At 68.3% G+C, this 25,848-nt stretch carries 18 protein-coding genes, 3 rRNA genes and 1 pseudogene; 2 read left to right on the top strand and 20 right to left on the bottom strand.

Translation table 11 applies throughout. The annotated features are described in order from the left end of the window. Positions 1–5: 5 nt before the first annotated feature. From recN to C0R66_RS08535, 5 genes are all read right to left on the bottom strand, one after another. Complete coding sequence (gene recN, locus C0R66_RS08555; protein ID WP_101524347.1) at positions 6–1,748, bottom strand: DNA repair protein RecN; 1,743 nt, start codon at positions 1,746–1,748, stop codon at positions 6–8. Continuing rightward, the gene (locus C0R66_RS08550) at positions 1,741–2,742 is read right to left on the bottom strand and encodes an NAD kinase (protein WP_101524346.1); all 1,002 of its coding nucleotides are present in this window, start codon (positions 2,740–2,742) and stop codon (positions 1,741–1,743) included. Before C0R66_RS08550 ends, recN begins: the two co-directional genes overlap by 8 nt. A 73-nt stretch (positions 2,743–2,815) precedes the next feature. Continuing rightward, a complete protein-coding gene (locus C0R66_RS08545; RefSeq protein ID WP_101524345.1) occupies positions 2,816–3,577 on the bottom strand; it encodes a TlyA family RNA methyltransferase in 762 nt (253 codons plus the stop codon). A gap of 4 nt (positions 3,578–3,581) precedes the next feature. After that, a complete protein-coding gene (locus C0R66_RS08540) occupies positions 3,582–3,803 on the bottom strand; it encodes a hypothetical protein (protein ID WP_101524344.1) in 222 nt (73 codons plus the stop codon). Between the two features lie 11 nt (positions 3,804–3,814). After that, positions 3,815–4,840 (bottom strand): HAD-IIA family hydrolase, encoded by a 1,026-nt coding sequence (locus C0R66_RS08535; protein WP_241901641.1) that lies wholly within the window; start codon positions 4,838–4,840, stop codon positions 3,815–3,817. 50 nt (positions 4,841–4,890) lie between these two features. Here C0R66_RS08535 and C0R66_RS08530 point away from each other — a divergent pair, with 50 nt between their 5' ends. Beyond that, a complete protein-coding gene (locus C0R66_RS08530) occupies positions 4,891–6,075 on the top strand; it encodes a DUF1015 family protein (RefSeq protein ID WP_101524343.1) in 1,185 nt (394 codons plus the stop codon). Positions 6,076–6,170: 95 nt separating this feature from the next. On the opposite strand, the gene rrf is transcribed toward C0R66_RS08530, so the two are convergent. From rrf to argC, 12 genes are all read right to left on the bottom strand, one after another. Then, a 5S ribosomal RNA gene (gene rrf / locus C0R66_RS08525) occupies positions 6,171–6,287 on the bottom strand. Between the two features lie 197 nt (positions 6,288–6,484). Next, positions 6,485–9,598: ribosomal RNA gene (locus C0R66_RS08520) — 23S ribosomal RNA — on the bottom strand. Between the two features lie 460 nt (positions 9,599–10,058). Next, a 16S ribosomal RNA gene (locus C0R66_RS08515) occupies positions 10,059–11,575 on the bottom strand. Together the 16S, 23S and 5S rRNA genes form the textbook arrangement of a ribosomal RNA operon. A 412-nt stretch (positions 11,576–11,987) precedes the next feature. Further along, positions 11,988–12,608: a DNA-3-methyladenine glycosylase gene (locus C0R66_RS08510; RefSeq protein WP_101524342.1), complete on the bottom strand. Its 621-nt coding sequence runs from the start codon at positions 12,606–12,608 to the stop codon at positions 11,988–11,990. Beyond that, positions 12,592–14,016: an argininosuccinate lyase gene (gene argH, locus C0R66_RS08505; RefSeq protein WP_101524341.1), complete on the bottom strand. Its 1,425-nt coding sequence runs from the start codon at positions 14,014–14,016 to the stop codon at positions 12,592–12,594. Before argH ends, C0R66_RS08510 begins: the two co-directional genes overlap by 17 nt. Positions 14,017–14,057: 41 nt before the next feature. Beyond that, positions 14,058–15,491: an argininosuccinate synthase gene (argG, locus tag C0R66_RS08500; RefSeq protein WP_101524340.1), complete on the bottom strand. Its 1,434-nt coding sequence runs from the start codon at positions 15,489–15,491 to the stop codon at positions 14,058–14,060. Between the two features lie 60 nt (positions 15,492–15,551). Next, the gene (locus C0R66_RS08495) at positions 15,552–16,064 is read right to left on the bottom strand and encodes an arginine repressor (protein WP_101524339.1); all 513 of its coding nucleotides are present in this window, start codon (positions 16,062–16,064) and stop codon (positions 15,552–15,554) included. Between the two features lie 5 nt (positions 16,065–16,069). Then, entirely contained in the window at positions 16,070–16,993 is a 924-nt protein-coding gene (gene argF, locus C0R66_RS08490; protein WP_101524338.1) for an ornithine carbamoyltransferase, read from the bottom strand. Then, positions 16,993–18,168: an acetylornithine transaminase gene (locus C0R66_RS08485; RefSeq protein WP_101524337.1), complete on the bottom strand. Its 1,176-nt coding sequence runs from the start codon at positions 18,166–18,168 to the stop codon at positions 16,993–16,995. Before C0R66_RS08485 ends, argF begins: the two co-directional genes overlap by 1 nt. Continuing rightward, the gene (argB, locus tag C0R66_RS08480) at positions 18,165–19,085 is read right to left on the bottom strand and encodes an acetylglutamate kinase (RefSeq protein ID WP_101524336.1); all 921 of its coding nucleotides are present in this window, start codon (positions 19,083–19,085) and stop codon (positions 18,165–18,167) included. Before argB ends, C0R66_RS08485 begins: the two co-directional genes overlap by 4 nt. Positions 19,086–19,093: 8 nt before the next feature. Next, complete coding sequence (gene argJ / locus C0R66_RS08475) at positions 19,094–20,245, bottom strand: bifunctional glutamate N-acetyltransferase/amino-acid acetyltransferase ArgJ (protein WP_101524335.1); 1,152 nt, start codon at positions 20,243–20,245, stop codon at positions 19,094–19,096. Beyond that, a complete protein-coding gene (gene argC / locus C0R66_RS08470; RefSeq protein WP_101524334.1) occupies positions 20,242–21,285 on the bottom strand; it encodes an N-acetyl-gamma-glutamyl-phosphate reductase in 1,044 nt (347 codons plus the stop codon). The genes argJ and argC overlap by 4 nt, the downstream gene beginning before the upstream one ends. A 98-nt stretch (positions 21,286–21,383) precedes the next feature. Here argC and C0R66_RS08465 point away from each other — a divergent pair, with 98 nt between their 5' ends. Continuing rightward, positions 21,384–22,259, top strand: coding sequence for a maleylpyruvate isomerase N-terminal domain-containing protein (locus C0R66_RS08465; RefSeq protein ID WP_101524333.1), 876 nt, complete (start codon positions 21,384–21,386; stop codon positions 22,257–22,259). Positions 22,260–22,357: 98 nt separating this feature from the next. Here C0R66_RS08465 and C0R66_RS08460 read toward each other — a convergent pair whose 3' ends face one another. The 3 genes and pseudogenes from C0R66_RS08460 to C0R66_RS20110 all read right to left on the bottom strand — a co-directional run. Next, a complete protein-coding gene (locus tag C0R66_RS08460) occupies positions 22,358–23,239 on the bottom strand; it encodes an alpha/beta hydrolase family protein (protein ID WP_101524332.1) in 882 nt (293 codons plus the stop codon). Between the two features lie 133 nt (positions 23,240–23,372). Next, positions 23,373–25,421: a phenylalanine--tRNA ligase subunit beta gene (gene pheT / locus C0R66_RS08455; protein ID WP_338418227.1), complete on the bottom strand. Its 2,049-nt coding sequence runs from the start codon at positions 25,419–25,421 to the stop codon at positions 23,373–23,375. An 89-nt stretch (positions 25,422–25,510) separates the two neighbouring features. Continuing rightward, a pseudogene (locus C0R66_RS20110) lies at positions 25,511–25,768 on the bottom strand (phenylalanine--tRNA ligase subunit beta); the annotation flags it as partial. Between the last annotated feature and the right edge of the window lie 80 nt (positions 25,769–25,848).

The raw sequence follows: 25,848 nt of genomic DNA, 5'->3' as shown, positions 1-25,848 counted from the left end.
CGCCTTCAGCGAGTCGCCTGGCGGGCGTTCTCCATGAGCTCACGGGCGTGCGCGAGCGCCGTGTCGGAGTCGTCGAGACCGGCGAGCATCCGGGACAGCTCGCGCTCCCGCTCGTCCTCGCTCAGCGTGGTGAGACCGGAGGTGGTGACCGACCCGTCGCTGGCCTTGGCCACGACGATGTGTCGGTCCGCGAAGGCCGCCACCTGTGGCAGGTGGGTGACCACCAGCACCTGGGCCGAGCGCGCCAGCTCGGCCAGCCGCCGACCGATCTCGATGGCCGCCTTGCCGCCCACCCCGGAGTCGACCTCGTCGAAGACGAACGTCGGCACCGAGTTGGTGCCCGCCAGGGCGACCTCCACGGCCAGCATCACACGGGAGAGCTCACCTCCAGAGGCGCCCTTGTCGAGCGGGCGGGGGCTCATCCCCGCGTTGGCCGCCAGCAGCAGCTCCACCTCGTCCAGTCCGGTGGCGGAGTAGCGCAGCCAGCGTCCGTCGACCGGCAAGGGGCCGCTGTCCTCCCCCGTCGGGGCGGCCTCGTGCTGGGTCACCACGACGTCCAGCGTCGCGTGCGGCATCGCCAGCAGGGTGAGCTCTGCGGTCACCTCCTCCGCCAGGCGGTCCGCGGCTTCGGCTCGAGCCGCGGAGAGCGCCGAGCCGGTGCTGGCGAGCTCGGCCCGCAGCGTCGCCCGCTGCTCGCGCAGCTCCACCACGCGATCGTCGGTGTCCTCCAGCTCCAGCAGCCGCCGGGCCGACTCCCCCGACCAGGCCAGCACCTGCTCGATGGTCTCGCCGTACTTGCGGGTCAGCCCCGTCAGGGCTGCCCTCCGCTCGCTGACCGCGGCCAGCCTCAGGGGGTCGATGTCCAGCTTCGAGGCGTACGACGCCACGTCCGCAGCAAGGTCGGAGAGCAGGTAGCTGAGCTCACCCAGCCTGTCGGCGAGCCCGCCCGCCTCCGGGTCGTGCTCGCGCACGGCGTCCAGGGAGGCACGTGCCAGTGATGCCGCGCCCAGGGCGTCGGGAGCGTCCTGGTCACTCGACAGCGCCTCACGGGCCCGTTCGGCGGCGGTCCGCAGGGTGTCGGCGTACCCGAGCCGAGACTCCTCGGCGGCCAGCTCGACGTCCTCGCCGGGGTAGGGGTCGGCCGCCTCGATCTCCGCCAGGGCGAAGCGCAGCTGGTCGGCCTCTCGTGCCCGCTCACGAGCGGAGTTGACCACCTCGTCGAGCTCGCGCTCCACCGCGGTCAGGGCGGCGTACCGCGCCGTGTAGGCCTCCAGCAGCTCGGCGAGGACGGGACCGCCGAAACGGTCCAGGGCCTCCCTCTGCGCCGAGGGCCGAAGCAGCCGATGCTGGTCCGACTGTCCGTGCACCGCGACCAGCGGCTCGGTCAGGGACGCCAGCCGGGCCGCCGGCACGCCGGCACCGCCCACCCAGGCGCGAGAGCGCCCCTCCGCGGAGATGTTGCGGGCCAGCACCACCCGCCCGTCCTCGACCTCGCCACCGGCCTCGATCACCAGGTCGGCGAAGTCGGGCAGGTCCGAGGTCGCCACCACCCCCTCGACGCGTGCCGCGTTGGCGCCCCGCCGCACGGCCCCGCTGTCGGATCGCCCGCCCAGCAGCAGCCCCAGTGCGGTCACGACCATGGTCTTGCCGGCGCCGGTCTCGCCGGTGATCACGGTGAAGCCGGGCCCGAGCTCCAGGGTGGAGTCCTCGATGACCCCCAGCGAGCTGATCCTGATCTCCTCAAACATCGGCCTGGCCCTGCGCCGCGGAGCTCGACCCGTTCTCGATCGAGGCGTCGCCGTTCTCCCGGCGCCGCCGCTCCGCCGCCCCGCGCCAGCCTTCGACGGGCAGGTCGAACTTGGCCACGAGTCGGTCGGTGAAGGGGGCCTGGTGGAGTCGCACGAGGCGGACCGGGTGGGCGCCACGACGCACCTCGATGCGGGCTCCCGGTGCGAGGTCGACGGTCCTGCGCCCGTCGCACCAGAGCACCCCGGCTCCCTCGGTCCCGGCCAGCACCTCGACCGCCAGCACCGAGGTGGGCGCCACCACCATGGGCCGCGCGAAGAGCGCGTGGGCGCTGATCGGGACCATCAGCAACGCCTCGACGCCCGGCCACACGACGGGGCCTCCGGCGCTGAAGTTGTAGGCGGTCGATCCGGTGGGGGTGGAGCAGACCACGCCGTCGCAGCCCCAGCGGGACAGCGGACGCCCGTCGACCTCGATCACCACCTCGAGCATGCGCTTGCGGGCGGCCTTCTCCACGCTCGCCTCGTTGAGGGCGAAGGTGCTGGCCACCAGCTCCTTGTCCTGGTAGACCCGTACGTCGATGGTGAGCCGGTCCTCCAGGGTGTAGCGCCGCTGCACCACCGCGTCGATGGTCGAGTCGACGTCGTCCACCTCGGCCTCGGCGAGGAAGCCGACATGCCCCAGGTTGACCCCGAGGAGCGGGGTGCCGCTGCCGTGGGTGATCTCGGCGGCCCGCAGGATGGTGCCGTCCCCACCGAGGACCACCGCGACCTCACAGCCCTCGCCCGCGCCGCGGGCGTCGGCGAGGACCTCGATGGCGGGCTCGAAGAGGTGGGGCTCCAGGCCGAGGTCGGCCGCCTCGTCCGCCAGCAGGCGGACGACCAGACCGTGCTCGGTGAGCGCCTTGACGAACGACAGGGCGACGTCTCGCGCCTCCTGCCGCCCGGTGTGGGCCAGCAGGAGCACGCGACGCACGGCGGCGGGGGCTTCAGTCACGGCGCAAGCCTCTCACCCGCCACCCCCAGTCCTGCGCTGCGTTCGACTTCGGCGCGGATGCTGTCCTCGCCGATCACCGGCTCCCCGCTCGGAGCAGGAGGAAGAACTCCACGTTCCCCGAGGGGCCGGGCAGCGGGCTGGTGACGACGGCGACGGCGCCCCAGCCGCGGGCGTGGGCTGCGGCCGCGACGGCTGAGACCGCCTCGGTCCGCAGCGCGAGGTCCCGGACCACGCCGCCCTTGCCCACGCGGTCCTTGCCCACCTCGAACTGGGGCTTGACCATCAGGACCAGCTCGCCGTCGGGAGCCGTGACGGAGATCAGCGCGTCGAGCACCAGTCGCAACGAGATGAAGGACAGGTCTCCCACCACGAGGTCGACCGGGTCGCCCACGACGTCCAGACTGAGCTCTCGCACGTTGGTGCGGTCGTGCACGATCACCCGTGGGTCCTGGCGCAGGCGCCAGACGAGCTGTCCGTAGCCGACGTCGACCGCGACCACCTCGCGCGCACCGGCCTGGAGCAGGACGTCGGTGAAGCCGCCAGTGGACGCGCCGGCGTCCAGGCAGCGCTTGCCCGCGACGTCGACGCCGTGCGGGGCGAAGGCCTCCAGCGCTCCGGCCAGCTTGTGCCCGCCGCGGGAGGCGAACTCCGGCTGGTCGGGGTCCTCGGTGACCACCAGGGCGACATCGGTGGTGACTCCGGTGGCGGCCTTGGCCGCCACAGCGCCGGAGACCTTGACGCGTCCCTGGGCGATGAGCGTGCTCGCGTGCTCGCGGGAGCGTGCCAGCCCCCGGCGCACCAGCTCCTGGTCGAGCCTGAGTCGTCGCGGAGGCACGGACTCAGAGTCCCCGGGGAGTGCTGGCCTCGGAGTCGAGGGCGCGCCGCAGCGCCTCGTGCGCCCGCTCGAACACCGCCACCTGCTCGGCGACGGGCAGGGAACCCACCGACTCCACCTGGTCGAGCACGGCGTCCACCTCGGGTACGCCGGTCCGCTCGGAGGCGGCCCGGTGCTGCTGCTCACCGTCCCGGTCCGACAAGGGCTCTCCGGCGTACTCGCTCATGGCAGACAAGGCTACCTGTCGGTCCAGCCGTCGCGGGCCTGTGGAGCGAGCTGCTCGATCCCGGCCGGCGCACCTGTCGCGTCGAGGTGTTCCCAGGCCGCTACCGCCACCACCCGCCACCAGTCCGCCTCGCTGCCGGCGCCCGCCAGGACCAGCGCCCCGGCTTCGTCGACGTGCCCGTGCCAGCCTCCGAGCTCCACGCCGTCCGAGACGTGCTGCGGGACCGGGTGGGGCGCGAAGACTCCCTGCAGAGTCGGGAAGATGTACGTCGGCCTGGACGACTCGGGCGCCGAGACGAGCTCGCTGAGCCCGGTGACACCGGTCAGCACGAGGAGGGAGGGATATCCCGCGACCCGCGCACCCTCGATGTCGGTGTCCAACCGGTCACCGACCATGATCGGCCGGTCGCCGCCGACCCTCGCCACGGTCTCGTCCAGCAACGGACGGGACGGCTTGCCAGCGACCACCGGCTGCACCCCGGCGAACTCCGCCAGGGTCCGCACCAGAGTGCCGTGCCCCGGCGCCAGACCGTACGACGTAGGGATGGTGGCATCGGTGTTGCTGGCGACCCACGGAAGTCCGTCCCGGATGCGGACTGCCGAACGCATGATGTGTCGCCACAGGACGTCCGGCCCGTAGCCGGTCACCAGCGCCACCACCTCGTCGTCCTCGACGTCCTGGACCGGCTCGAGGTCCGCAGCCCGCAGGGCCACCTCCAGGCCTGGTCCACCCAGCATCAGCACCCGGGCCCGGGGACCGAAGCGCGTGCGCAGGAGCGAGGCGGCGGCCTGCGCCGAGGTGACCACGTCCTCCGCGGTCGCGGCCACTCCCAGCCCGGTGAGACGTTCGGCCACCTGGGCAGCAGGCCTGGCAGCGTTGTTGGTGACGAAGGCGACGTGGCACCCGGCCTCGCGCAGCCGGAGGATCTCCTCCGGTACGCCGGGCACCGCGGCTCCCTCGATGTAGACCACGCCGTCGAGGTCCAGCATGAACAGGTCGTGCTGTGCGGCCAGTGGGCCGGTCGACTCCTGCAGCATGTGTCCACGTCCTTTGGTCCCAGCGGGGAAGGCCCGCCTACGATGCTCCGATGCACACCCGCGACGGGGACACGGAGCTTTCCCAGGAACTGGAGAGCGTCCCGCCCTCGCCCGCCCGGCCGGCGCGGCTGCACCCTTTCCGGGGACTGCGTCTCGCCCCGGCGAAGGTGGCCGACCCGTCCGCGGCACGTGCCCTGGCGCGACCCTATCGCGAGGTGGCCCGGCGACTGGCGAGCTGGCAGTCCGAGGGCCTCATGGAGCTCGACGACGTCCCTGCCCTGTACCTGCACGAGTACACCGTGCACGGCATCACCATTCGCGGGCTCGTGGGGGCTCTCGACCTCAGCACCAGGGCGACGACGCTGGAGGACAGCGCCGTCCTGCCCCACGAGGACATCCACTCCGCCCAGGCCGGTGACCTGGCCTCCCGGATGTATGAGATGGGGCTCGATCCGGCCCCGATCCTGCTGGTCCATCGAGGACCCACCCAGATCAGGACCCTGATCCGGGACACTGCTGCCACCCTGCCGGACCACGAGTTCCGTGACGGTGCCGGACAGGAGCACCGGGTGTGGCGGCTCCGAGACGCCCGCCAGCTCGAGACCATCGCTCACGGACTCGCGGACAGCACCCTGCTCATCGCCGACGGCCATCATCGCTACGCCGCATACCTGGAGCTGCAGGAGGCCCGATACCCAGGGTGGGACCGCGGCCTGGCGATGGTCGTGGACCAGGAGGACACCCCCCTGTTCCTGGGAGCGATCCACCGGGTCCTGCATCAGGTCCGACTGGACGCCGTGGCTCAGGCCGCCGCTGCCACGGGACGCGTCACCCGGAACGGGGACCGGATGTCGGCCTTGGCCAAGCTGGGGCCCCGCTCGGTGGTCGCCACGGACGGCGAGTCGTGGTTGAGCATCGAGTGGAGCGTTGACTCCGAGCAGCTCTCCCCGCTGGAGCACCTGCACGGGGACGTGCTGCCGAGGCTTCGGTCCCGGGCCGGTCACAGCGCATCGGGCGACGCGTCGTCCCCCCGCTTGAGCTACCACCACTCGGTGGACAGCGCCCTCGAGGGGCTCCACGGCAAGCACGTGGCCGTCCTGCTGCCGGCCCCCGACTTCGAGCTGGTGAACCGCACAGTGCAGCGAGGACGGCTGCTGCCGGAGAAGGCGACGTCCTTCCAGCCCAAGCCCAGCCTCGGGGTCATCATGCGCCCGGTCCCTCACACCGGAGCCTGACCGCCATTGCGAGCCTGACCGCGATTGCGAGCGACACTTCGGTGGTGAAATGCGAAAGAGGGGCCGCCCTCAGGCGACCCCTCTTCCAAATTATTGTCCGGCGGCGTCCTACTCTCCCACAGCCTCTCGGTTGCAGTACCATCGGCGCTGAAAGGCTTAACTTCCGGGTTCGGGATGGGACCGGGTGTTTCCCTTTCGCTATGGCCGCCGTAACTCTTGTGGTCGACACACCCGAGTTGTTGCAGGGGTGTGGACCAAGTCTTGGTTGGTGTTCGTTGTTCAGTTGTCACAACCTGTTCAAACCCCTTGAATGGGTTTGTTGGTTGGGAACTGGTTAGTGGACGCGGGCATTACGTGTGCGCATGAATGGTCTTGTTCAACTCGTAGTGTGAGTGGTTATGTACGATGTTGGGACAAGCCCTCGGCCTATTAGTACCGGTCGGCTAGGCATTACTGCTGTACACCTCCGGCCTATCAACCCAGTGTTCTGCTGGGGGCCTTACCCACTTACGTGGTGGGAAACCTCATCTTGAAACGTGCTTCCCGCTTAGATGCATTCAGCGGTTATCACTTCCGAACGTAGCTAACCAGCCGTGCCCCTGGCGGGACAACTGGCACACCAGAGGTTCGTCCATCCCGGTCCTCTCGTACTAGGGACAGCCTTTCTCAAGTTTCCTGCGCGCGCGGCGGATAGGGACCGAACTGTCTCACGACGTTCTAAACCCAGCTCGCGTGCCGCTTTAATGGGCGAACAGCCCAACCCTTGGGACCTACTCCAGCCCCAGGATGCGACGAGCCGACATCGAGGTGCCAAACCATCCCGTCGATATGGACTCTTGGGGAAGATCAGCCTGTTATCCCCGGGGTACCTTTTATCCGTTGAGCGACGCCGCTTCCACATGCTGGCGCCGGATCACTAGTTCCGACTTTCGTCCCTGCTCGACATGTCTGTCTCACAGTCAAGCTCCCTTGTGCACTTACACTCGCCACCTGATTGCCAACCAGGCTGAGGGAACCTTTGAGCGCCTCCGTTACTCTTTAGGAGGCAACCGCCCCAGTTAAACTACCCATCAGGCACTGTCCCTGATCCGGATTACGGACCTAGGTTAGACATCTAGTACGACCAGAGTGGTATTTCAACGATGACTCCCCAACCACTGGCGTGATCGGTTCACAGTCTCCCACCTATCCTACACAAGCCGAACCAAACACCAATACCAAACTATAGTAAAGGTCCCGGGGTCTTTCCGTCCTGCCGCGCGTAACGAGCATCTTTACTCGTAGTGCAATTTCGCCGAGTCCACGGTTGAGACAGCGCCCAAGTCGTTACTCCATTCGTGCAGGTCGGAACTTACCCGACAAGGAATTTCGCTACCTTAGGATGGTTATAGTTACCACCGCCGTTTACTGGGGCTTAAGTTCTCAGCTTCGAGGAACAAGTTCCTCTAACCGGTCCCCTTAACCTTCCAGCACCGGGCAGGAGTCAGTCCGTATACATCGTCTTACAACTTCGCACGGACCTGTGTTTTTAGTAAACAGTCGCTTGGGCCTGGTCTCTGCGGCCATCACCGCTTCATCACGCAAGGTGAATCACGGATCCGGCCCCCCTTCTCCCGAAGTTACGGGGGCATTTTGCCGAGTTCCTTAACCATGGTTATCTCGATCGCCTTAGTATTCTCTACCTGATCACCTGAGTCGGTTTGGGGTACGGGCGGCGCATAGCTCGCTAGAGGTTTTTCTCGACAGCATAGGATCATCCACTTCCCCCATACGGGGTCCCCATCAGGTCTCAGACATACAGGTGGCGGATTTGCCTACCACCAGTCCTACACCCTTAGCCGTGGACTACCATCGCCACGGTTGGACTGCCTTCCTGCGTCACCCCATCGCTTGACTACTACCAGTTCGGGTCCCACGCTCTGCCACATCGCCTCGCCCCGAAGGGTCCGGTCAACATGGTTTCGGATGGTTAGCATCACCGGGTTCGTCATGGGCGCTATTTTGCCGGTACGGGAATATCAACCCGTTGTCCATCGACTACGCCTGTCGGCCTCGCCTTAGGTCCCGACTTACCCAGGGCAGATTAGCTTGACCCTGGAACCCTTGATCATTCGGCGGAAGAGTTTCTCGCTCTTCATTCGCTACTCATGCCTGCATTCTCACTCGTGTCGCGTCCACAACTGGATCACTCCGCTGCTTCACTCGCGACACGACGCTCCCCTACCCATCCACACACCTGAACCACGAAGGCTGAGTTATATATGTGAATGCCATAGCTTCGGCGGATGACTTGAGCCCCGCTACATTGTCGGCGCGGAATCACTTGACCAGTGAGCTATTACGCACTCTTTCAAGGGTGGCTGCTTCCAAGCCAACCTCCTGGTTGTCAATGCGACTCCACATCCTTTTCCACTTAGTCACCGCTTAGGGGCCTTAGCTGATGGTCTGGGCTGTTTCCCTCTCGACTACGGAGCTTATCCCCCGCAGTCTCACTGCCGCGCTCTCACTTACCGGCATTCGGAGTTTGGCTAACGTCAGTAACCTTGTAGGGCCCATTAGCTATCCAGTGCTCTACCTCCGGCAAGAAACACGCGACGCTGCACCTAAATGCATTTCGGGGAGAACCAGCTATCACGGAGTTTGATTGGCCTTTCACCCCTATCCACAGGTCATCCCCTCAGTTTTCAACCTAAGTGGGTTCGGTCCTCCACGCGGTCTTACCCGCGCTTCAACCTGCCCATGGATAGATCACTCCGCTTCGGGTCTTGATCGTGCTACTAAGTAGCCCTATTCGGACTCGCTTTCGCTACGGCTACCCCACACGGGTTAACCTCGCAACACAACGCAAACTCGCAGGCTCATTCTTCAAAAGGCACGCCGTCACAACCCACAAGGGATCGCTCCGACGGATTGTAGGCACACGGTTTCAGGTACTATTTCACTCCCCGCCAGGGGTACTTTTCACCTTTCCCTCACGGTACTTGTCCGCTATCGGTCACCAAGGAGTATTTAGGCTTAACGGGTGGTCCCGCCAGATTCACACGGAATTTCAGGGGTTCCGTGTTACTTGGGGTCACGCTCCAGAGCTCATCGCTTACGTCTACGGGGCTATCACCCTCTACGGCCCCACTTTCCAATGGGCTTCGACTTCACCATGAGTTTCTTACTCTGTACCTCACCGGCAGATAAGGTTGAACGGCCCCACAACCCCATGACTGCAACCCCTGCCGGGTATCACACAGCCATGGTTTGGCCTCATCCGATTTCGCTCGCCACTACTCTCGGAATCACTGTTGTTTTCTCTTCCTGTGGGTACTGAGATGTTTCACTTCCCCACGTTCCCTCCACTCACCCTATGTGTTCAGGTGAGGGTAACTGGACATGACTCCAGCTGGGTTTCCCCATTCGGACACCCCCGGATCACAGCTCGGTTGCCAACTCCCCGGGGCTTATCGCAGGCTCCTACGTCCTTCATCGGCTCTTGGTGCCAAGGCATCCACCGTGTGCCCTTCATAGCTTGTCTCAACAACGTCAAAACAACTCAACTACAAAGACCACAACCACCCGCGCACCCAATCAAAGCGCACGAGCAGTCATTCTCATAAAAATCACACAAGACACCCACCAATAAGTTCTCAAAAGAACCAGGCGGGCATCAGATGCTCGCGTCCACTATCCAGATCTCAAACAACAACCCCACCAACCCCCACACCCCGACTCACGTCCGGGCACAGGCAAAGGGAGGAACACCAAGGAAACCAGACTCTCATCTGATCCCTCAGGACCCAACAGTGTGTCAAACCCACCCACCAACACCAGCCACCCACGTTCCACGCCCCCACCAAGCACCCCGAAAGGCACCCAGCAGGAACAGTACTGAGGACGACCAGCCCCAACGGGCAGACCTTCATCGACGATTCCACTAGTGAACACCACCATGCGCCCCCACACGAACGGTGAGGGTCGGGGCGTGTGCTCCTTAGAAAGGAGGTGATCCAGCCGCACCTTCCGGTACGGCTACCTTGTTACGACTTCGTCCCAATCGCCAGCCCCACCTTCGACGGCTCCCTCCACAAGGGTTGGGCCACCGGCTTCGGGTGTTGCCGACTTTCGTGACGTGACGGGCGGTGTGTACAAGGCCCGGGAACGTATTCACCGCAGCGTTGCTGATCTGCGATTACTAGCGACTCCGACTTCATGGGGTCGAGTTGCAGACCCCAATCCGAACTGAGACCGGCTTTTTGGGATTCGCTCCGCCTTACAGCATCGCAGCCCTTTGTACCGGCCATTGTAGCATGCGTGAAGCCCTGGACATAAGGGGCATGATGACTTGACGTCATCCCCACCTTCCTCCGAGTTGACCCCGGCAGTCTCCTATGAGTCCCCACCATTACGTGCTGGCAACATAGAACGAGGGTTGCGCTCGTTGCGGGACTTAACCCAACATCTCACGACACGAGCTGACGACAGCCATGCACCACCTGTATACCGACTAAAAGGGGCTCTATCTCTAGAGCTTTCCGGCATATGTCAAACCCAGGTAAGGTTCTTCGCGTTGCATCGAATTAATCCGCATGCTCCGCCGCTTGTGCGGGCCCCCGTCAATTCCTTTGAGTTTTAGCCTTGCGGCCGTACTCCCCAGGCGGGGCGCTTAATGCGTTAGCTGCGGCACGGAACCCATGGAATAGGCCCCACACCTAGCGCCCAACGTTTACGGTGTGGACTACCAGGGTATCTAATCCTGTTCGCTCCCCACACTTTCGCTCCTCAGCGTCAGGTAATGCCCAGAGAACCGCCTTCGCCACCGGTGTTCCTCCTGATATCTGCGCATTTCACCGCTACACCAGGAATTCCGTTCTCCCCTGCATACCTCTAGTCTGCCCGTATCGGAAGCCAGCTCAGAGTTAAGCCCTGAGTTTTCACTCCCGACGCGACAAACCGCCTACGAGCCCTTTACGCCCAATAATTCCGGACAACGCTCGCACCCTACGTATTACCGCGGCTGCTGGCACGTAGTTGGCCGGTGCTTCTTCTGTACCTACCGTCACTCTCGCTTCGTCGGTACTGAAAGAGGTTTACAACCCGAAGGCAGTCATCCCTCACGCGGCGTTGCTGGATCAGGCTTTCGCCCATTGTCCAATATTCCCCACTGCTGCCTCCCGTAGGAGTCTGGGCCGTGTCTCAGTCCCAGTGTGGCCGGTCACCCTCTCAGGCCGGCTACCCGTCGAAGCCTTGGTGAGCCATTACCTCACCAACAAGCTGATAGGCCGCGAGCACATCCTTCACCGCCAGAACTTTCCACCGAACCACATGCATGATCCGGTCATATCCGGTATTAGCCACCGTTTCCGGTAGTTATCCCAAAGTGAAGGGCAGATTACTCACGTGTTACTCACCCGTTCGCCGCTCGTGTACCCCCGAAAGGGCCTTACCGCTCGACTTGCATGTGTTAAGCACGCCGCCAGCGTTCGTCCTGAGCCAGGATCAAACTCTCCATTGAAAAACAAACCCCACAACCACACAAGTGCAGCCACGGGAAAAGAAGAGCCAAATCTCTGACAACAACAAACCCTGACAAAAATGTCAGAAATTATCGTCATACAAAGAAACCACCAACAAAACATCCCGAAAGATCAATGTTGACGGGGCATAACAAACTAATTCGTCGACTATGACACACTGTTGAGTTCTCAAGGATCAAACGCGTCCCGGGCCCACCCAGAAGGATGAAAGCTGCGGGGCAACCCGACCAAACTTACGCGGTGAGCGTTCCACCGTCAAGTTGATCCGGATCAAGCTGCGGCCATCCGCGGCGCTCCTGGCTTCGGCCTTCTGGCCATTGGCGGGAGCCGCTCGCGGCGACAAGAGGAACACTAGCACCACATCACCGCAGCCCCCCAAATCGGGGGTACCTAACCACGTTTGCCCAGGTCAGAGGGGGGCTTGTTGCGTAGAGCCGCTGCTGGGCGGTAGGCGGAGACGCTTGGCTCCCCCGCCAGCCAGAACCGCCAGGGGCGATCCGCGGCCTGTCGAAGACCGACCCGCGGCCCGGTCGCCACCTCTCCCTCCCCCTGGGACCCGGGGAACCCGGTCAGGTGTCCCGCCAGGTCCAGCCCGTCGTCAGCATGGGTCAGGCCCAGCGCCTGGGCGAGGTTGGCGGGTCCTCGTGCCAGCTGGCGCGCGGGCACCTCCCCGCGCCGAGCGCGGGCCTGGTCCTGGCCGGCGATGACCTCGCCCGCACGGAGCAGCACCGCGGAGGCCGAACCTTCGGGGCCACACACCACGTTGGCGCAGGTGTGCAAGCCGTAGATCCGGTAGCAGTACAAGCGCCCGGGAGGCCCGAACATCGTGGCATTGCGCGGAGTGCGGCCTCGGAAGGCGTGGGAGCCGGGGTCCTGCGCACCGGCGTACGCCTCCACCTCGGTGATCCGCACGCTCACCCCGCGCACCGTCAGCACCGAGCCCAGCAGCAACGGTGCGACGTCGATCCCTTCGCCGGCCAGCAGCCGGCGGACCTCAGGCCAGTCGGTCACGGTGGCGGGCGGCGGACTCGACGAGCTCGCTCAGCTGCTCGCGCACCCGCACCGGTGCGGTGCCGCCGCGTCCGTTGCGGGCCGCCACCGACCCTTCGGCGGTGAGCACGTGGCGCACCTCGGGCCGCAGGGCCGGGGAGATCGAGGCGAACTGCTCGTCGGTGAGCTCGTGCAGCTCGATCCCCTGCTGCTCGCAGAGCTGCACGCAGGCCCCGGCGACCTCGTGCGCCACCCGGAACGGAGTGCCCTCCCTGACCAGCCACTCGGCGATGTCGGTGGCCAGCGAGAAGCCGTCGGGTGCCAGCCGTGTCATCCGCTCCGTGTTGAACTTCAAGGTCGCCACCATGCCGGTGAACGCTGGCAGCAGCACCTCGAGGGTGTCGACGGAGTCGAAGACCGGCTCCTTGTCCTCCTGGAGGTCGCGGTTGTAGGCCAGGGGCAGCGCCTTGAGGGTGGCCATCAGTCCGGCCAGGTTCCCGATCACCCGACCCGCCTTGGCCCGTGCCAGCTCGGCGATGTCGGGGTTCTTCTTCTGCGGCATGATGCTGGAGCCCGTCGACCACGAGTCGTGCAGCCGCACGAAGTCGAACTCGCGGGTCGACCACAAGATGACGTCCTCCGCGAGCCGGCTCACGTCCACGCCGATCATCGCGGTGACGAACGCGAACTCGGCCACCCAGTCACGGGCGGCGGTCCCGTCGAGGGAGTTCGGCGAGGAACCGGAGAACCCGAGCTCGGCCGCCACGGCCTCTGGGTCCAGCCCCAGCGTGCTCCCCGCGAGCGCACCCGAGCCGTAGGGCGAGTCGGCGGCCACCCGGGCGTCCCAGTCGGCGAGCCGGTCCACGTCGCGGATCAGCGGCCAGGCGTGCGCCAGCAGGTGGTGGGCCAGCAGCACCGGCTGGGCGTGCTGGAGGTGGGTGCGTCCCGGCATGATGACGTCGAGGTGGTCGCGGGCCTGTCCGGCGAGGACGTCCACCAGCTCCAGCACCTGAGTGGTCAGCACCCGGGCATGGTCCCGGAGGAACATCTTGAACAGCGTCGCGATCTGGTCGTTGCGGCTCCGGCCCGCGCGCAGCCGGCCGCCCACGTCGGCGCCCACCTCGTCCAGCAGCAGTCGCTCCAGGGCGCCGTGCACGTCCTCGTCGCTCTCGTCCGGCGCCAGCTCGCCGGCGTCGTACCTCTCCCCCAGGCGGTGCAGACCGTCCAGCAGCGTCTGGTGGTCAGCGCCGCTGAGCAGCCCCGCGACGTGCAGGGCGTTCGCGTGCGCCCGGGACCCCGCGAGGTCGTACGGCGTCAGTCGCCAGTCGAAGTGCGTGGATCGGGACAGAGCGTCGAGCTCCGGCGAGGGGCCGCCGGCGAACCGGCCGCCCCAGAGCTTGCCGGTGTTGGTGCTGCTTGCGTCGGTCACGGTGTTCGTCCTTCGGATCAGGTGGAGGAGGGTGGAGCTGCTCAGTCGGTGCCGGACTCCATCGCTGCGTTGTCCAGCGCCAGGTCCCAGTCGATGCCCTCGGCCTGGGGGTTCTCCGCGATGCGCTCGGCGCCGCCGGCCTCCAGGCGCCCCAGCAGGTGCCCGTTCTCGACCAGGACCTGGCCCTCGTCGAGAGGCTGCTGGGCGTAGAGCTCGAGCTTGGCGCGGGAGTCGGCGATGTCGAGGTTGCGCATCGTCAGCTGCCCGATCCGGTCAGTGGGCCCGAAGGCGGCGTTCTCGGTCCGCTCCATGGAGAGCTTGTCGGGGTGGTAGGAGAAGTCGGGGCCGCTGGTGCGGAGCACCGTGTAGTCCTCCCCACGACGCAGCCGGATGGTGACCTCGCCGGTCACCAGCGAGGCCACCCAACGCTGGATGGACTCCCGCAGCATCAGCGCCTGCGGGTCCAGCCACCGGCCCTCGTAGAGGAGGCGGCCCAGGCGACGCCCCTCGGCGTGGTAGTTGGCGATGGTGTCCTCGTTGTGGATGGCGTTGAGGAGCCGCTCGTAGGCGATCCACAGCAACGCCATCGCGGGCGCCTCGTAGATGCCCCGCGACTTGGCCTCGATGATCCGGTTCTCGATCTGGTCGCTCATGCCCAGGCCGTGCCGGCCACCGATGATGTTGGCCTCGTGTACCAGCGCCACCGGGTCGTCGTAGGTGGTGCCGTTGATCGCCACCGGGCGGCCGCCCTGGAAGCGGACGGTGATGTCCTCGGTCTCGATGGCCACCGAGGGGTCCCAGAACTTCACGCCCATGATGGGCTCGACCGTCTCGAGCGAGACGTCGAGGTGCTCCAGGGTCTTGGCCTCGTGCGTGGCCCCCCAGATGTTGGCGTCGGTGGAGTACGCCTTCTCCTGGGAGTCGCGGTAGGGCAGGCCGCGCTCGGTCAGCCACTGGCTCATCTCCGTGCGTCCCCCCAGCTCGGAGACGAACGCGGCGTCCAGCCAGGGCTTGTAGATCCGCAGCTCGGGGTTGGCCAGCAGGCCGTAGCGGTAGAAGCGCTCGATGTCGTTGCCCTTGAACGTCGACCCGTCGCCCCAGATGTCCACGCCGTCCTCGTGCATGGCCCGGACCAGCATGGTGCCGGTCACCGCCCGGCCCAGCGGGGTGGTGTTGAAGTAGGCCCGGCCGCCGGAGCGGATGTGGAAGGCCCCGCAGGCCAGAGCCGCGAGGCCCTCCTGGACCAGGGGCAGCTTGCAGTCCACGGCGCGGGCGATCTCGGCGCCGTACTCACGCGCCCGGTCCGGGACCCCGGAGATGTCCGGCTCGTCGTACTGGCCGATGTCGGCGGTGTAGGTGCAGGGGACGGCGCCCTTGGCGCGCATCCAGGCGACGGCGACCGAGGTGTCCAGGCCGCCGGAGAAGGCGATGCCGACACGTTCGCCGACGGGCAGGGAGGTGAGGACCTTGCTCACAGGGGGTTCCTTGTCTTGAAGACTGTGTTGACGTGCTCGAGAAGGGGAGGTGACTGCGGGTCAGGGCGCGGACGAGCTGTTCGCCAGCGCCAAGAATCGTCGGGCCAGCTCTTCGCCGCCCGAGGGCTCGCGACTGATGACCAGGAGCGTGTCGTCCCCGGCGATGGTGCCCAGGACGTCCGCGATGTCGGCCTTGTCGAAGGCGGAGGCGAGGAACTGGGCGGCCCCCGGCGGGGTGCGCAGGACCACGAGGTTGGCGCTGGCCTCGGCGCTGACCAGCAGCTCGGCGCAGAGCCTGGCCAGTCGGTGCTGGGAGGCCGCGGTGCTCTCCACGGACGCGGGCGCACGGTCTCCCCCCTCCGACGGAACGGCGTAGACCAGGGTCCCGTCGCTGGTGCGGACCTTCACCGCGTCCAGCTCCACCAGGTCCCGGGACAGGGTCGCCTGGGTGACGTGCAGACCACTCTTGGAGAGCAGGTCCGCCAGCTCGCCCTGGGAGCGCACGTGGTGGTGGGTCACGAGGTCGATGATGCGGGAGTGGCGGGCGCTCTTGGTCGCCGGGGTGTGAGCCATGGCCGTCACCCCGCCGCACCCAGCAACCACACGAGCACCGCCTTCTGGACGTGGCGGCGGTTCTCCGCCTCGTCCCACACGACGCTGCGGGGCCCGTCGAGGACCTCGGCGTCGATCTCCGTGCCCCGGTACGCGGGCAGGCAGTGCATGGCGATGGCGTCGTCCTTGGCGTGGGCGAAGAGCTCGGCGCCCAGGCGGTACGGCGCCAGGGTCTCGAGGCGCTGCTCGACCTCGGCCTCCTTGCCCATGGAGACCCAGGTGTCGGTCACCACGACGTCGGCGTCCCGCACAGCGGTCACCGGGTCGTCGTCCACGGCGACGGAGCCGCCGGTGGTGGTGGCGATCTTCCGGGCCCGGTCGGTCACGCCCCGGTCCGGCTGGAAGTCCTGCGGCGCGGCGATCCGGACGTGCATGCCCGCGGTGGCGCCGGCCAGCAGCCAGGAGCTGCCCATGTTGCACGCGCCGTCGCCGAGGAAGGCGACGGTCAGCCCGGCGAGCTCGCCCTTGTGCTCGCTGACGGTGAGCAGGTCGGCGAGCAGCTGACAGGGGTGGTAGTCGTCGCTGAGCGCGTTCACCACCGGCACCCCGGCGTGCTGCGCCATCTCCTCGAGACGCTGCTGGGCGTCGGTGCGCCAGACGATGGCCGCGGCCTGGCGTCCGACCACCCGTGCCACGTCGGGGACCGACTCCCGGGTGCCGATGCCGGCCAGCGACCCCTCGATGACCATCGGGTGGCCGCCCAGCTCGGCGATGCCGGCGGAGAAGGACGTCTGGGTGCGCAGGGTCTGCTTGTCGAAGATCATCGCCACGCTGCGGGGTCCGGCCAGCGGCCGCTGCGAGAACGGCGCCGCCTTCAGCGCCGCGGCCAGGGCGAGGAGCTCGGCCTGCTCCGCAGGGCTCAGGTCGTCGTCGGCCAGCAGGTGCCGCATCAGGGAGTCCCCGCGGAGTCGGCGGCGGCCAGGATCCCGGGCCAGGCCGCGGCGAACTGGTCCACGTCGCCGTCGGTGAGCACCAGCGGCGGCACGAACCGCAGCGTGGAGGGTCCGGTGGCGTTCAGCAGGAATCCCGCGTCCCGCCCGGCCTGGACCACCTGGGGTGCGACCTCGTGCGCCAGGTCGGCGCCGATCATCAGCCCGCTCCCCCGCACCGCGACGACCGCGGGGTCCGAGGCGATGACGTCGCTCAGCCTCTTGCCGAGCGACACCACGTGCTCCAGCAGCCCGTCGGACTCGATGGTGTCCAGCACCGCGAGCGCAGCGGCGCAGGCCACCGGGTTACCGCCGAAGGTGGTGCCGTGGTTGCCCGGCGAGAAGAGCTCGGCGGTCGCGCGACCCGCGATCGTGGCACCGATCGGCACCCCGCCGCCCAGGCCCTTGGCCAGGGTCACGATGTCAGGCTCCAGGTCAGCGACCGCCTGGTGGGCGAACCAGCGCCCGGTCCGGCCGATGCCGGTCTGCACCTCGTCCAGCCAGAGCAGAGCCCCGTGCTCCCGGGTGATCCGCCGGGCCTCGGCCAGATATCCGTCCGAGGGGAACAGCACGCCGGCCTCCCCCTGGATCGGCTCCAGCACCACAGCCGCGGTGGCGTCGGTGACGGCTGCGGTCAGCGCCTCGGAGTCGCCGTACGGGACCCAGGTGACGTCGCCGGGCAACGGCTCGAACGGCGCGCGGTAGGCCTCCTTGGCGGTCAGCGACAACGAGCCCATGGTGCGGCCGTGGAACGCGCCGTGCGCCGCCACCACGTGGCTGCGCCCGGTCAGGCGGGTCAGCTTGAGGGCGGCCTCGTTGGCCTCCGAGCCCGAGTTGGAGAAGAAGACCCGGGCGTCGTGGCCGAACAGGCCCACCAGCCGCTCCGCCAAGGCCACCTGCGGCTCGCTGGTGAACAGGTTGGAGACGTGCCCCAGGGTCTGCAGCTGGCTCGTCACCGCCTGCACCAGCGCCGGGTGTGCGTGTCCCAGAGCGTTGACGGCGATCCCGCCGAAGAGGTCGAGGTAGGCCTTGCCGTCGGTGTCCCAGACCCGGGCGCCCTCGCCTCGGGCCAGGGCCAGGGCGGGGGTGCCGAAGGTGTTCATCACCGACGACTCGTAGCGCTGCTGCCAGGTCATGACGCATCCCCCGTGCTCGAGTAGGCCTTGCGGATCAGGGTCGGGACGCCTGGCAGCACCTGCGTGCCGACGCCCTCGTCGGTGAAGATCTCCAGCAGCACCGCGTGGGCCTGGCGGCCGTCGACCACCGTGGCCCGCTGCACCCCGCCCTCCACGGCGGCCAGGCACGCCGCCATCTTGGGCACCATGCCACTGGCCAGCGACGGCATCAGCTCGGCCAGGGCCTCGGGGCTGATCTCCTGGATCACGTCGTCGCTGCCCGGCCAGTCGCGGTACAAGCCCTCGACGTCGGTGAGCACCAGCAGCTTCTCGGCGCCCAGCGCCACGGCCAGGGCCGCGGCGGCGGTGTCGGCGTTGACGTTGTGCACCAGTCCGTCGGCGTCGGGCGCGACGCTGGAGATCACCGGGATCCGCCCGGCCTCGACCAGGTCCTGCACCGCCTCGGGGCGCACGGACGCGACCTCGCCCACCAGACCGAGGTCTACCGACTCGCCGTCCACGATCGTGCTGGCCGGCTCGGCGGTGAACAGCCCGGCGTCCTCCCCGGAGAGGCCGACGGCCAGGGGGCCGTGGGAGTTGATGAGTCCGACCAGCTCGCGCTGCACCTGGCCCACCAGCACCATCCGGACCACGTCCATCGCCTCGGGGGTCGTCACCCGCAGTCCCCCGCGGAACTCCGAGACGATGCCGAGGCGGTCCAGCATGGCGGAGATCTGGGGCCCGCCGCCGTGCACGACCACGGGCTTGAACCCGGCGAACCGCAGGAAGGCGATGTCCTCGGCGAAGGCCCTCTTGAGGGAGTCGTCGGTCATCGCGTTGCCGCCGTACTTCACCACGATGGTCTTGCCGTGGTAGCGCTTGAGCCACGGCAGTGCCGCGGCGAGCGTGGCGGCCTTGGCCGGGTCCGGAGCGTTCATCGGGCGCCTCACGAGCTGTACGCGCTGTTCTCGTGCACGTAGGCATGGGTCAGGTCGTTGGTCCACACCGTCGCCCGCTCCGTGCCTGCCTTGAGGTCGATGGTCACCGACACCTCACGCGGCTTCAGGTCGACCCCGGCGGGGTCCTCCGCGGGAGTGGAGTTGCGGCAGACCCACACACCGTTCATCGCGACGTCGAGGTCAGCGGGGTCGAACTCGGCCTCGGTGGTGCCGATGCTGGCCAGCACCCGGCCCCAGTTGGGGTCGTTGCCGAAGATGGCGGCCTTGAAGAGGTTGCTCCGGGCGACGCTGCGCGCGACTTCCACGGCCTCCGACTCACTCACCGCGTGCAGGACGGTGATCGCGATCTCGTGGTCGGCGCCCTCGGCGTCCTTGAGCAGCTGCATGGCCAGGTCGCTGCACGCCTGGGTCAGGGCGGCGGTGAAGTCGTCGGGCGAGGGCGTGATCCCCGAGGCGCCGCTCGCCATCACCGTCACCGTGTCGTTGGTCGACATGCAGCCGTCGGAGTCCAACCGGTCGAAGGTGAGCCGGGTGGCCGCACGCAGAGCCTGGTCGAGCTCGGCGGCTGGGACGACCGCGTCGGTGGTCAGCACCACCAGCATGGTGGCGAGCGCGGGCGCGAGCATGCCGGCGCCCTTCGCCATCCCGCCGATCGACCAGCCGGCACCCTCGACCACCACGGTCTTGGACACGCTGTCGGTGGTCATGATCGCCTCGGCGGCGTCCTGACCACCGTCGGCGGCCAGCGCGGCGTGGGCGGCGTCCACCCCTGCCAGCAGGTTCTCGCGGGGGTTGGCCAGACCGATGAGGCCGGTGGAGCACACCACCACGTCGATGGCGCCGATCCCGAGGTGGCCCGCCACCTGCTCGGCCACGGCATGCGTGGTCTGGAAGCCCTCGGGACCGGTGTAGCAGTTCGCCCCGCCGGAGTTCAGGACGACGGCCCGGACCACTCCGTCCTTGACGACCTCCTGGCTCCACAGCACCGGGTTGGCCTTGCAGCGGTTGGCGGTGAACACCGTCGCTGAGTCGTACGTCGGGCCCTGGTTGACGACCAGGGCTAGGTCACGGGCGCCGCTGGACTTGAGTCCGGCGGGGACGCCGGCAGCGAGGAAGCCGGCGGGGTGGGTGGTGGTCATGGTGCGAGTCCGATCGTCGTCAGTCCGGTGGTCTCCTCGAGCCCGAAGGCGAGGTTGAAGCATTGGACGGCGGCCCCCGCGGTGCCCTTGGTGAGGTTGTCCACCGCGCCGACCGCCACGAGTCGTCGGGCCTCGGCATCCACGGTGACCTGGAGGTGGACGGCGTTGGACCCGACCACGGACTTGGTCTGGGGCCACTGCCCGAAGGGCAGCAGGTGGACGAAGGGCTCGTCGGCGAAGGCCTTGGCGTAGACGTCGTACGCCTCCTCCGGGGTGGTCTCGCCGACCAGCGGCGCGGAGACCGTGGCCAGGATGCCGCGGGGCATCGGCACCAGCATCGGGGTGAACGAGACCCGCACCGGGGCGCCGTGGACCCGCTCCAGGTTCTGGATGATCTCCGGGGTGTGCCGGTGCGCCCCGCCCACGCCGTAGGCCGAGGCGCTGCCCATCACCTCGCTGCCCAGCAGGTTGGTCTTGGCGGCCTTGCCGGCGCCGGAGGTGCCACTGGCCGCGACGATGCTGACGTCGGGCTGGACGAGTCCCGCCGCCAGTGCGGGGAACGCGGCGAGCGAGGAGATCGTGGGATAGCAGCCGGGGACCGCGATCCGCCGGGCGCCCACGAGCTCCTGGCGCAGGCCCGGCAGCTCCGGTATGCCGTAGGGCCACGAGCCGGCGTGCGGGGAGCCGTAGAACTTCTCCCAGGCGGCGGCGTCGGTCAGCCTGAAGTCGGCGCCGCAGTCGATCACGACGGTGTCGCCGCCCAGGGCGTTGGCCACCCCGGCGGACTGGCCGTGGGGAAGGCCGAGGAAGACGGCGTCGTGCCCGGCCAGGGTCGCCGGCGTCGTCTCCTCCAGCACGCGGTCCGCCAGCGGCACCAGGTGCGGCACGAGGGCGCCCATCGACTGGCCGGCGTTGGAGCCTCCGGTCAGGGCACCGATCTCCACGTCCGGGTGCCCGAGCAGGAGGCGGAGCACCTCGCCTCCGGCGTACCCGCTGGCACCGGCGACCGCGACCCGCAGCTTCTTGTCACTCACCTGCATAACAATACACTCTTATGTATGTCCATGCGATGAGACCGGCCCGCGTCTCAGAGAATGGGCTGGCCATTCCCCCGGGTACCCGGACCTAGGATCACATCATGTCGGAAGTCCCGAGACCCTTCACGCCGATCCCCCAGGTGCCCAGCCAGGCTCCGGGCGAAACTCCCGGCCCCACCAGTGGCCTCACCCGGGCGGACTACCTGCGACATCTCGAGACCGAGTCCGCCCGGTTCCGCGAGGTGCTCGAGCACTGCGACCCCGCCGCCCCGGTGCCCAGCTGCCCGGCGTGGGACGCCAGTGACCTGCTGTGGCACCTCGGCCACGTCCAGCACTTCTGGGCCCAGGTGGTGCATGAGCGCCCCGCCGCGCCGACCGCCGACGACTTCGCCGAGCCGGAGCGCCCGCCGAGCCACCACGACCTGCTGGGGTTCTTCGACCAGGCCTCGGCCGACCTGCTCCAGGCGCTGGGCGGCGCCGCCGTGGCGGACGAGGCGTGGACCTGGTCGGCGGACCACACAGTGGGCTTCATCCTGCGACGCCAGGCTCATGAGGCCCTCATCCACCGGCTGGACGCCGAGCAGGCGGCCGACTCGGTCACCGCCCTCGACCCCAGGCTGGCCGCCGACGGTGTGCACGAGCTCCTGGCGGTGATGTACGGCGGCTGCCCGACCTGGGGCAAGCACGTCCCGGGCGAGGCGCACGTGCGGGTGGACACCACCGACACCGACGACCAGGTCTGGGTCAACCTGGCCCGCTTCGTCGGGACCGACCCGGAGACCGGCACCTCCCACGACGAGGAGGACGTGATGGTGGTCAGCGACCCGGCCGTCGAGCCCGACGCCGTCATCGAGGGCACAGCCGGCGCCCTGGACGCCTGGTTGTGGCACCGCAGCGACGACTCCGAGATCCGCACCGCCGGCGACGCCGAGGCACTGGGCCGGCTCCGGAGGCTGCTGGGAGGATCCATCGACTAGTGCAGGCAACGGCCCGCCTCGACCGGTCGAGCGAACCGGTCGAGGCGAGCCGTCGGTCGGCGCGTAGGCGGCTCAGGGAGTGCAGCCGCTGCTGCGCCTCAGCTGGTGCAGGTGTTGCGGTAGTCGGACACAGCGCCCGTCACCGACGACTGCGGCCCCGGGCAGAGGAACTGCCGGTAGCGGTCGTCGTCGTCGACGTAGAGCTTGAGCCAGCTGATGGTGGACGAGGCGATGGTGGTGTTCTCGGTGTTGGGCGCGAAGTGGCTGGCGTTGTTGAGCTCGAGATAGGCCTTGGCCGTGGAGCTCGGGATCGACTGGTAGAACGGCACGGCGTGCGACCCCACGGGGGCGACAGTGTCGCTCTCGGCGCCGATCACCAGGCTGGGCGTACGGATCTCAGGCCAACTCTTGTCCAGGTTCCACGGCGTCAGCCCGACCGTGGCCTGCAGCGACGGCCGGTCCTTGGCCGCCTCCAGGGTGCCGCCGCCACCCATCGAGTGGCCGATGACGGCCAGCCGGGTGGGGTCGATGCGGGAGCGGATCGTGGTGCTGCTGCGCTGGGTCAGGTAGTCCAGCGCGGCCAGGAGCTGGTCTCCACGGGCGGCGGGCTGGTCCAGCCGGGACTGGGTGTTGAACGTGATGACGACGAAGCCCTGGGACGCGAGGCGCGGGCCCAGCCACGCGATCGTGGACTCCGACGCCGTGAAGCCGGGCGAGACCGCCACGGCACCGTAGGTGCCCTCCGCCGTGGAGGTCGGGTAGGTGATGGTGGCCGACCCGAAACCGGGCGTGGACAGGTCCGAGACCGAGGTGGACGTGACCGCGAACGGGCCGCGCCGCGCCTCGATGCTCGTCCGGGACGGGTCGGGGCCCCGCTCGTAGGGGCTTGCCGCTGTCGCCGGGGAAGCGATGCCGGCGATCGGGAGGAGCAGGCCGACGGTGGCGGCCAGGGCACTGAGGATCCGTGAACGATGGTTCATACGTGACTCCGAGACGTGACAGGGCGGGCGTTCCTCGACCTCGTGGCTGAGGAACGACGAGCCAGGGGGTGTGATCACCATCACGCTAGGAGCGTGATGGTGTCACCACCATGTGCACGGCGCCCAGAGTCCCTCAGCGCTGCACGGCGCCGGTGCGCTCCCCCGCCAGGGCCACCGCAGCGTCGCGGGCTGCGGCGGACTCACCCTCCTTCAGGGTGCGGTCAGAGGCCCGCAGCCGCAGCGCGAACGCCAACGACTTGCGGCCCGGGCCCACCTGGTCACCGGTGTAGACGTCGAAGAGGCGGACCGACTCCAGCAGCTCTCCGGCACCCTCCCTCAGCGCCTCCTCCACCGCGGCCGCCGGCACTCCGGCGTCGACCACCAGCGCGACGTCCTCCTTGGCGACCGGGAAGCTCGAGAACCGGGGCGCCTGCACCACCGAGGTGGCGTGCGAGATGAGGACGTCGAGATCGACCTCGGCAGCCGCCGACCGGGGCGGCAGCCCGAAGGCCTTGCAGACCTTGGGATGCAGCTCACCACCGTGGCCGATGACCCGGTCACCGACCCGGAACTCCGCACAGCGGCCCGGGTGCCAGGGCTCCAGCGACGACTGGGACACCGCCACCTCGACACCCAGCGCCCCGGCCACCTCCCGAACGGCGCCGATGACGTCGGACCAGTCCGCCTGGCGACCCGGACCCCACCAGCCCGCAGCGTCACGCTGGCCGGTCACTGCCACCGCCAGGTGCATCGGCTGGGCCGGGACCGCCTTCTGGATCGCTGCCCACTCCGAGGCGTCAGGGCGCTGCTCGACGCCCGGGATCGGCGCCTTCTCCTCGCCGGTGGGCCGGAAGACCAGGGAGTGCTCGAACAGGGCGACGTCGGGGTTGGCGCGGCCCACGTTGCGGCTCAACGCCTCCAGGATGCCCGGCAGCAAGGTGGTCGCCAGCAGCGGCTCCTCGCTGTTGAGCGGGTTCACGATCTTGAGCGCCTGGCGCCGCGGGTCGCCCTCGGGCAGTCCCAGACGGTCCCACGCCGACGTACCGACGAAGGGGTAGGTGATGGTCTCGGTGAAACCGGCACCGGCGAGGGTGAGCCCCACCCGCCGCCTCAGCCGCTGGGTCGGGGTCCAGCCCTGACCGGCGGGAGCGGGCGGCAGGACCGAGGGCACCCGGTCGTAGCCGACGATCCGCACGACCTCCTCGACGAGGTCGTAGGGGTCGGTCAGGTCGGGGCGCCAGGGTGGGACGACGGCGGTCAGTGACCCGTCCGAGACGCTGACCTGGCAGCCGATCGCCTCGAGGTCCGCGACGGTGGTCTCCGCGGGGATGTCCATCCCGGAGATCCGCGCCGGGAGGTCGGCGGGAATGGTGATGCTCCGGGCTGCCCGGGGTGCCCCGACGACGGTGACCCCGGGATCGGCGACGGCGCCGCCGAGGCTGACCAACAGCTCCACGACCCGGTCGGCAGCGGCCTCGGGGATGGTGGGGTCCACGCCCCGCTCGAACCGCTTGGACGCCTCGGAGGGCAGCCGGTGCCGCTTCTCGGTGCGGAACACCGAGGTGGCGTCGAAGTGGGCGGCCTCCACCACGATGTCGGTGGTGCTCGCGGACAGCTCGGTCGTCGCGCCGCCCATGGTGCCGGCGATGCCGATGGGGCCGGAGTCATCGGTGATCAGCAGGTCACCGGAGTCGAGGGTGCGGCGCTGGCCGTCGAGGGTGGTGAGCTGCTCGCCCTGCTGGGCGCGGCGTACCCGGATGGCACCGGAGAGCCTGCTGCGGTCGTACCCGTGGATCGGCTGCCCGAGCTCGAGCATGACGTAGTTGGTGATGTCGACCGCCAGGCTGATCGGTCGCATCCCGCACTGCTCCAGACGCGTCGCCATCCACTCCGGCGTGGTCGCGGCAGGGTCGAATCCGGAGACCGAGCGGGCCACGAAGACCGGGCAGCCGGCGGGGTCCTCCACCACGACCGGGTAGCCGGAGTCGTTGGCCGGCGGCAGCTCCCGCTGCGCCGGGTCGGTGAAGGGGGCGTCGAAGCCCAGGGCGGCCTCCCGCGCGATGCCGCGCAGGGACAGTGCGTAGGCGCGGTCGGGGTTGATCTCGAACTCGATGACCGGGTCGTCCAGCGAGAGCACCCCAAAGGCGTCCGTGCCCGGGTCGCCGGCGTCGGCGGGCAGCACGATGATGCCGTCGTGGTCCTCCCCAGCCCGAGCTCGCGGGCCGAGCAGATCATCCCAGCGGAGATGTGCCCGTAGGTCTTGCGGGCGCTGATCTCGAAGTTGCCGGGCAGCACGGCGCCAGGCAGGCAGACGACCACCAGGTCGCCCTCGACGAAGTTGTGGGCGCCGCAGATGATGCCCTGCGGCTCTCCGGTGCCGTTGGCGTCGCCGACGTCGACGGTGCACCAGTTGATCACCTTGCCGTTCTTCTGCGGCTCCTTCTCGATCGTCAGCACGCGACCCAGCACCAGCGGCCCGGTGATGGCGTCGCCGGGGGTCTCGACCGCCTCGAGCTTGAGCCCGAGCATCGTGAGGCGGTGGGTGAGCTCGTCGAGCGAGAGGTCCTGGGGCAGACCGGCGTAATCGCGGATCCAGGAAACGGGCGCCT

It is taken from the genome of Nocardioides houyundeii (assembly GCF_002865585.1).
Taxonomy (GTDB): Bacteria; Actinomycetota; Actinomycetes; order Propionibacteriales; family Nocardioidaceae; genus Nocardioides; species Nocardioides houyundeii.
This window is presented reverse-complemented; position numbering and strand designations above follow the sequence as displayed.

Excerpts from the sequence above, each read along its gene's own strand:
- argF (WP_101524338.1), bottom strand. The coding sequence starts at position 16,993 with ATGCGGCACCTGCTGGCCGACGACGACCTGAGCCCTGCGGAGCAGGCC.
- C0R66_RS08495 (WP_101524339.1), bottom strand. The coding sequence starts at position 16,064 with ATGGCTCACACCCCGGCGACCAAGAGCGCCCGCCACTCCCGCATCATC.
- C0R66_RS08535 (WP_241901641.1), bottom strand. The coding sequence starts at position 4,840 with ATGCTGCAGGAGTCGACCGGCCCACTGGCCGCACAGCACGACCTGTTC.
- recN (WP_101524347.1), bottom strand. The coding sequence starts at position 1,748 with ATGTTTGAGGAGATCAGGATCAGCTCGCTGGGGGTCATCGAGGACTCC.
- C0R66_RS08530 (WP_101524343.1), top strand. The coding sequence starts at position 4,891 with ATGCACACCCGCGACGGGGACACGGAGCTTTCCCAGGAACTGGAGAGC.
- argB (WP_101524336.1), bottom strand. The coding sequence starts at position 19,085 with ATGAACGCTCCGGACCCGGCCAAGGCCGCCACGCTCGCCGCGGCACTG.
- C0R66_RS08540 (WP_101524344.1), bottom strand. The coding sequence starts at position 3,803 with ATGAGCGAGTACGCCGGAGAGCCCTTGTCGGACCGGGACGGTGAGCAG.
- argJ (WP_101524335.1), bottom strand. The coding sequence starts at position 20,245 with ATGACCACCACCCACCCCGCCGGCTTCCTCGCTGCCGGCGTCCCCGCC.
- C0R66_RS08460 (WP_101524332.1), bottom strand. The coding sequence starts at position 23,239 with ATGAACCATCGTTCACGGATCCTCAGTGCCCTGGCCGCCACCGTCGGC.
- argC (WP_101524334.1), bottom strand. The coding sequence starts at position 21,285 with ATGCAGGTGAGTGACAAGAAGCTGCGGGTCGCGGTCGCCGGTGCCAGC.
- C0R66_RS08465 (WP_101524333.1), top strand. The coding sequence starts at position 21,384 with ATGTCGGAAGTCCCGAGACCCTTCACGCCGATCCCCCAGGTGCCCAGC.
- C0R66_RS08485 (WP_101524337.1), bottom strand. The coding sequence starts at position 18,168 with ATGACCTGGCAGCAGCGCTACGAGTCGTCGGTGATGAACACCTTCGGC.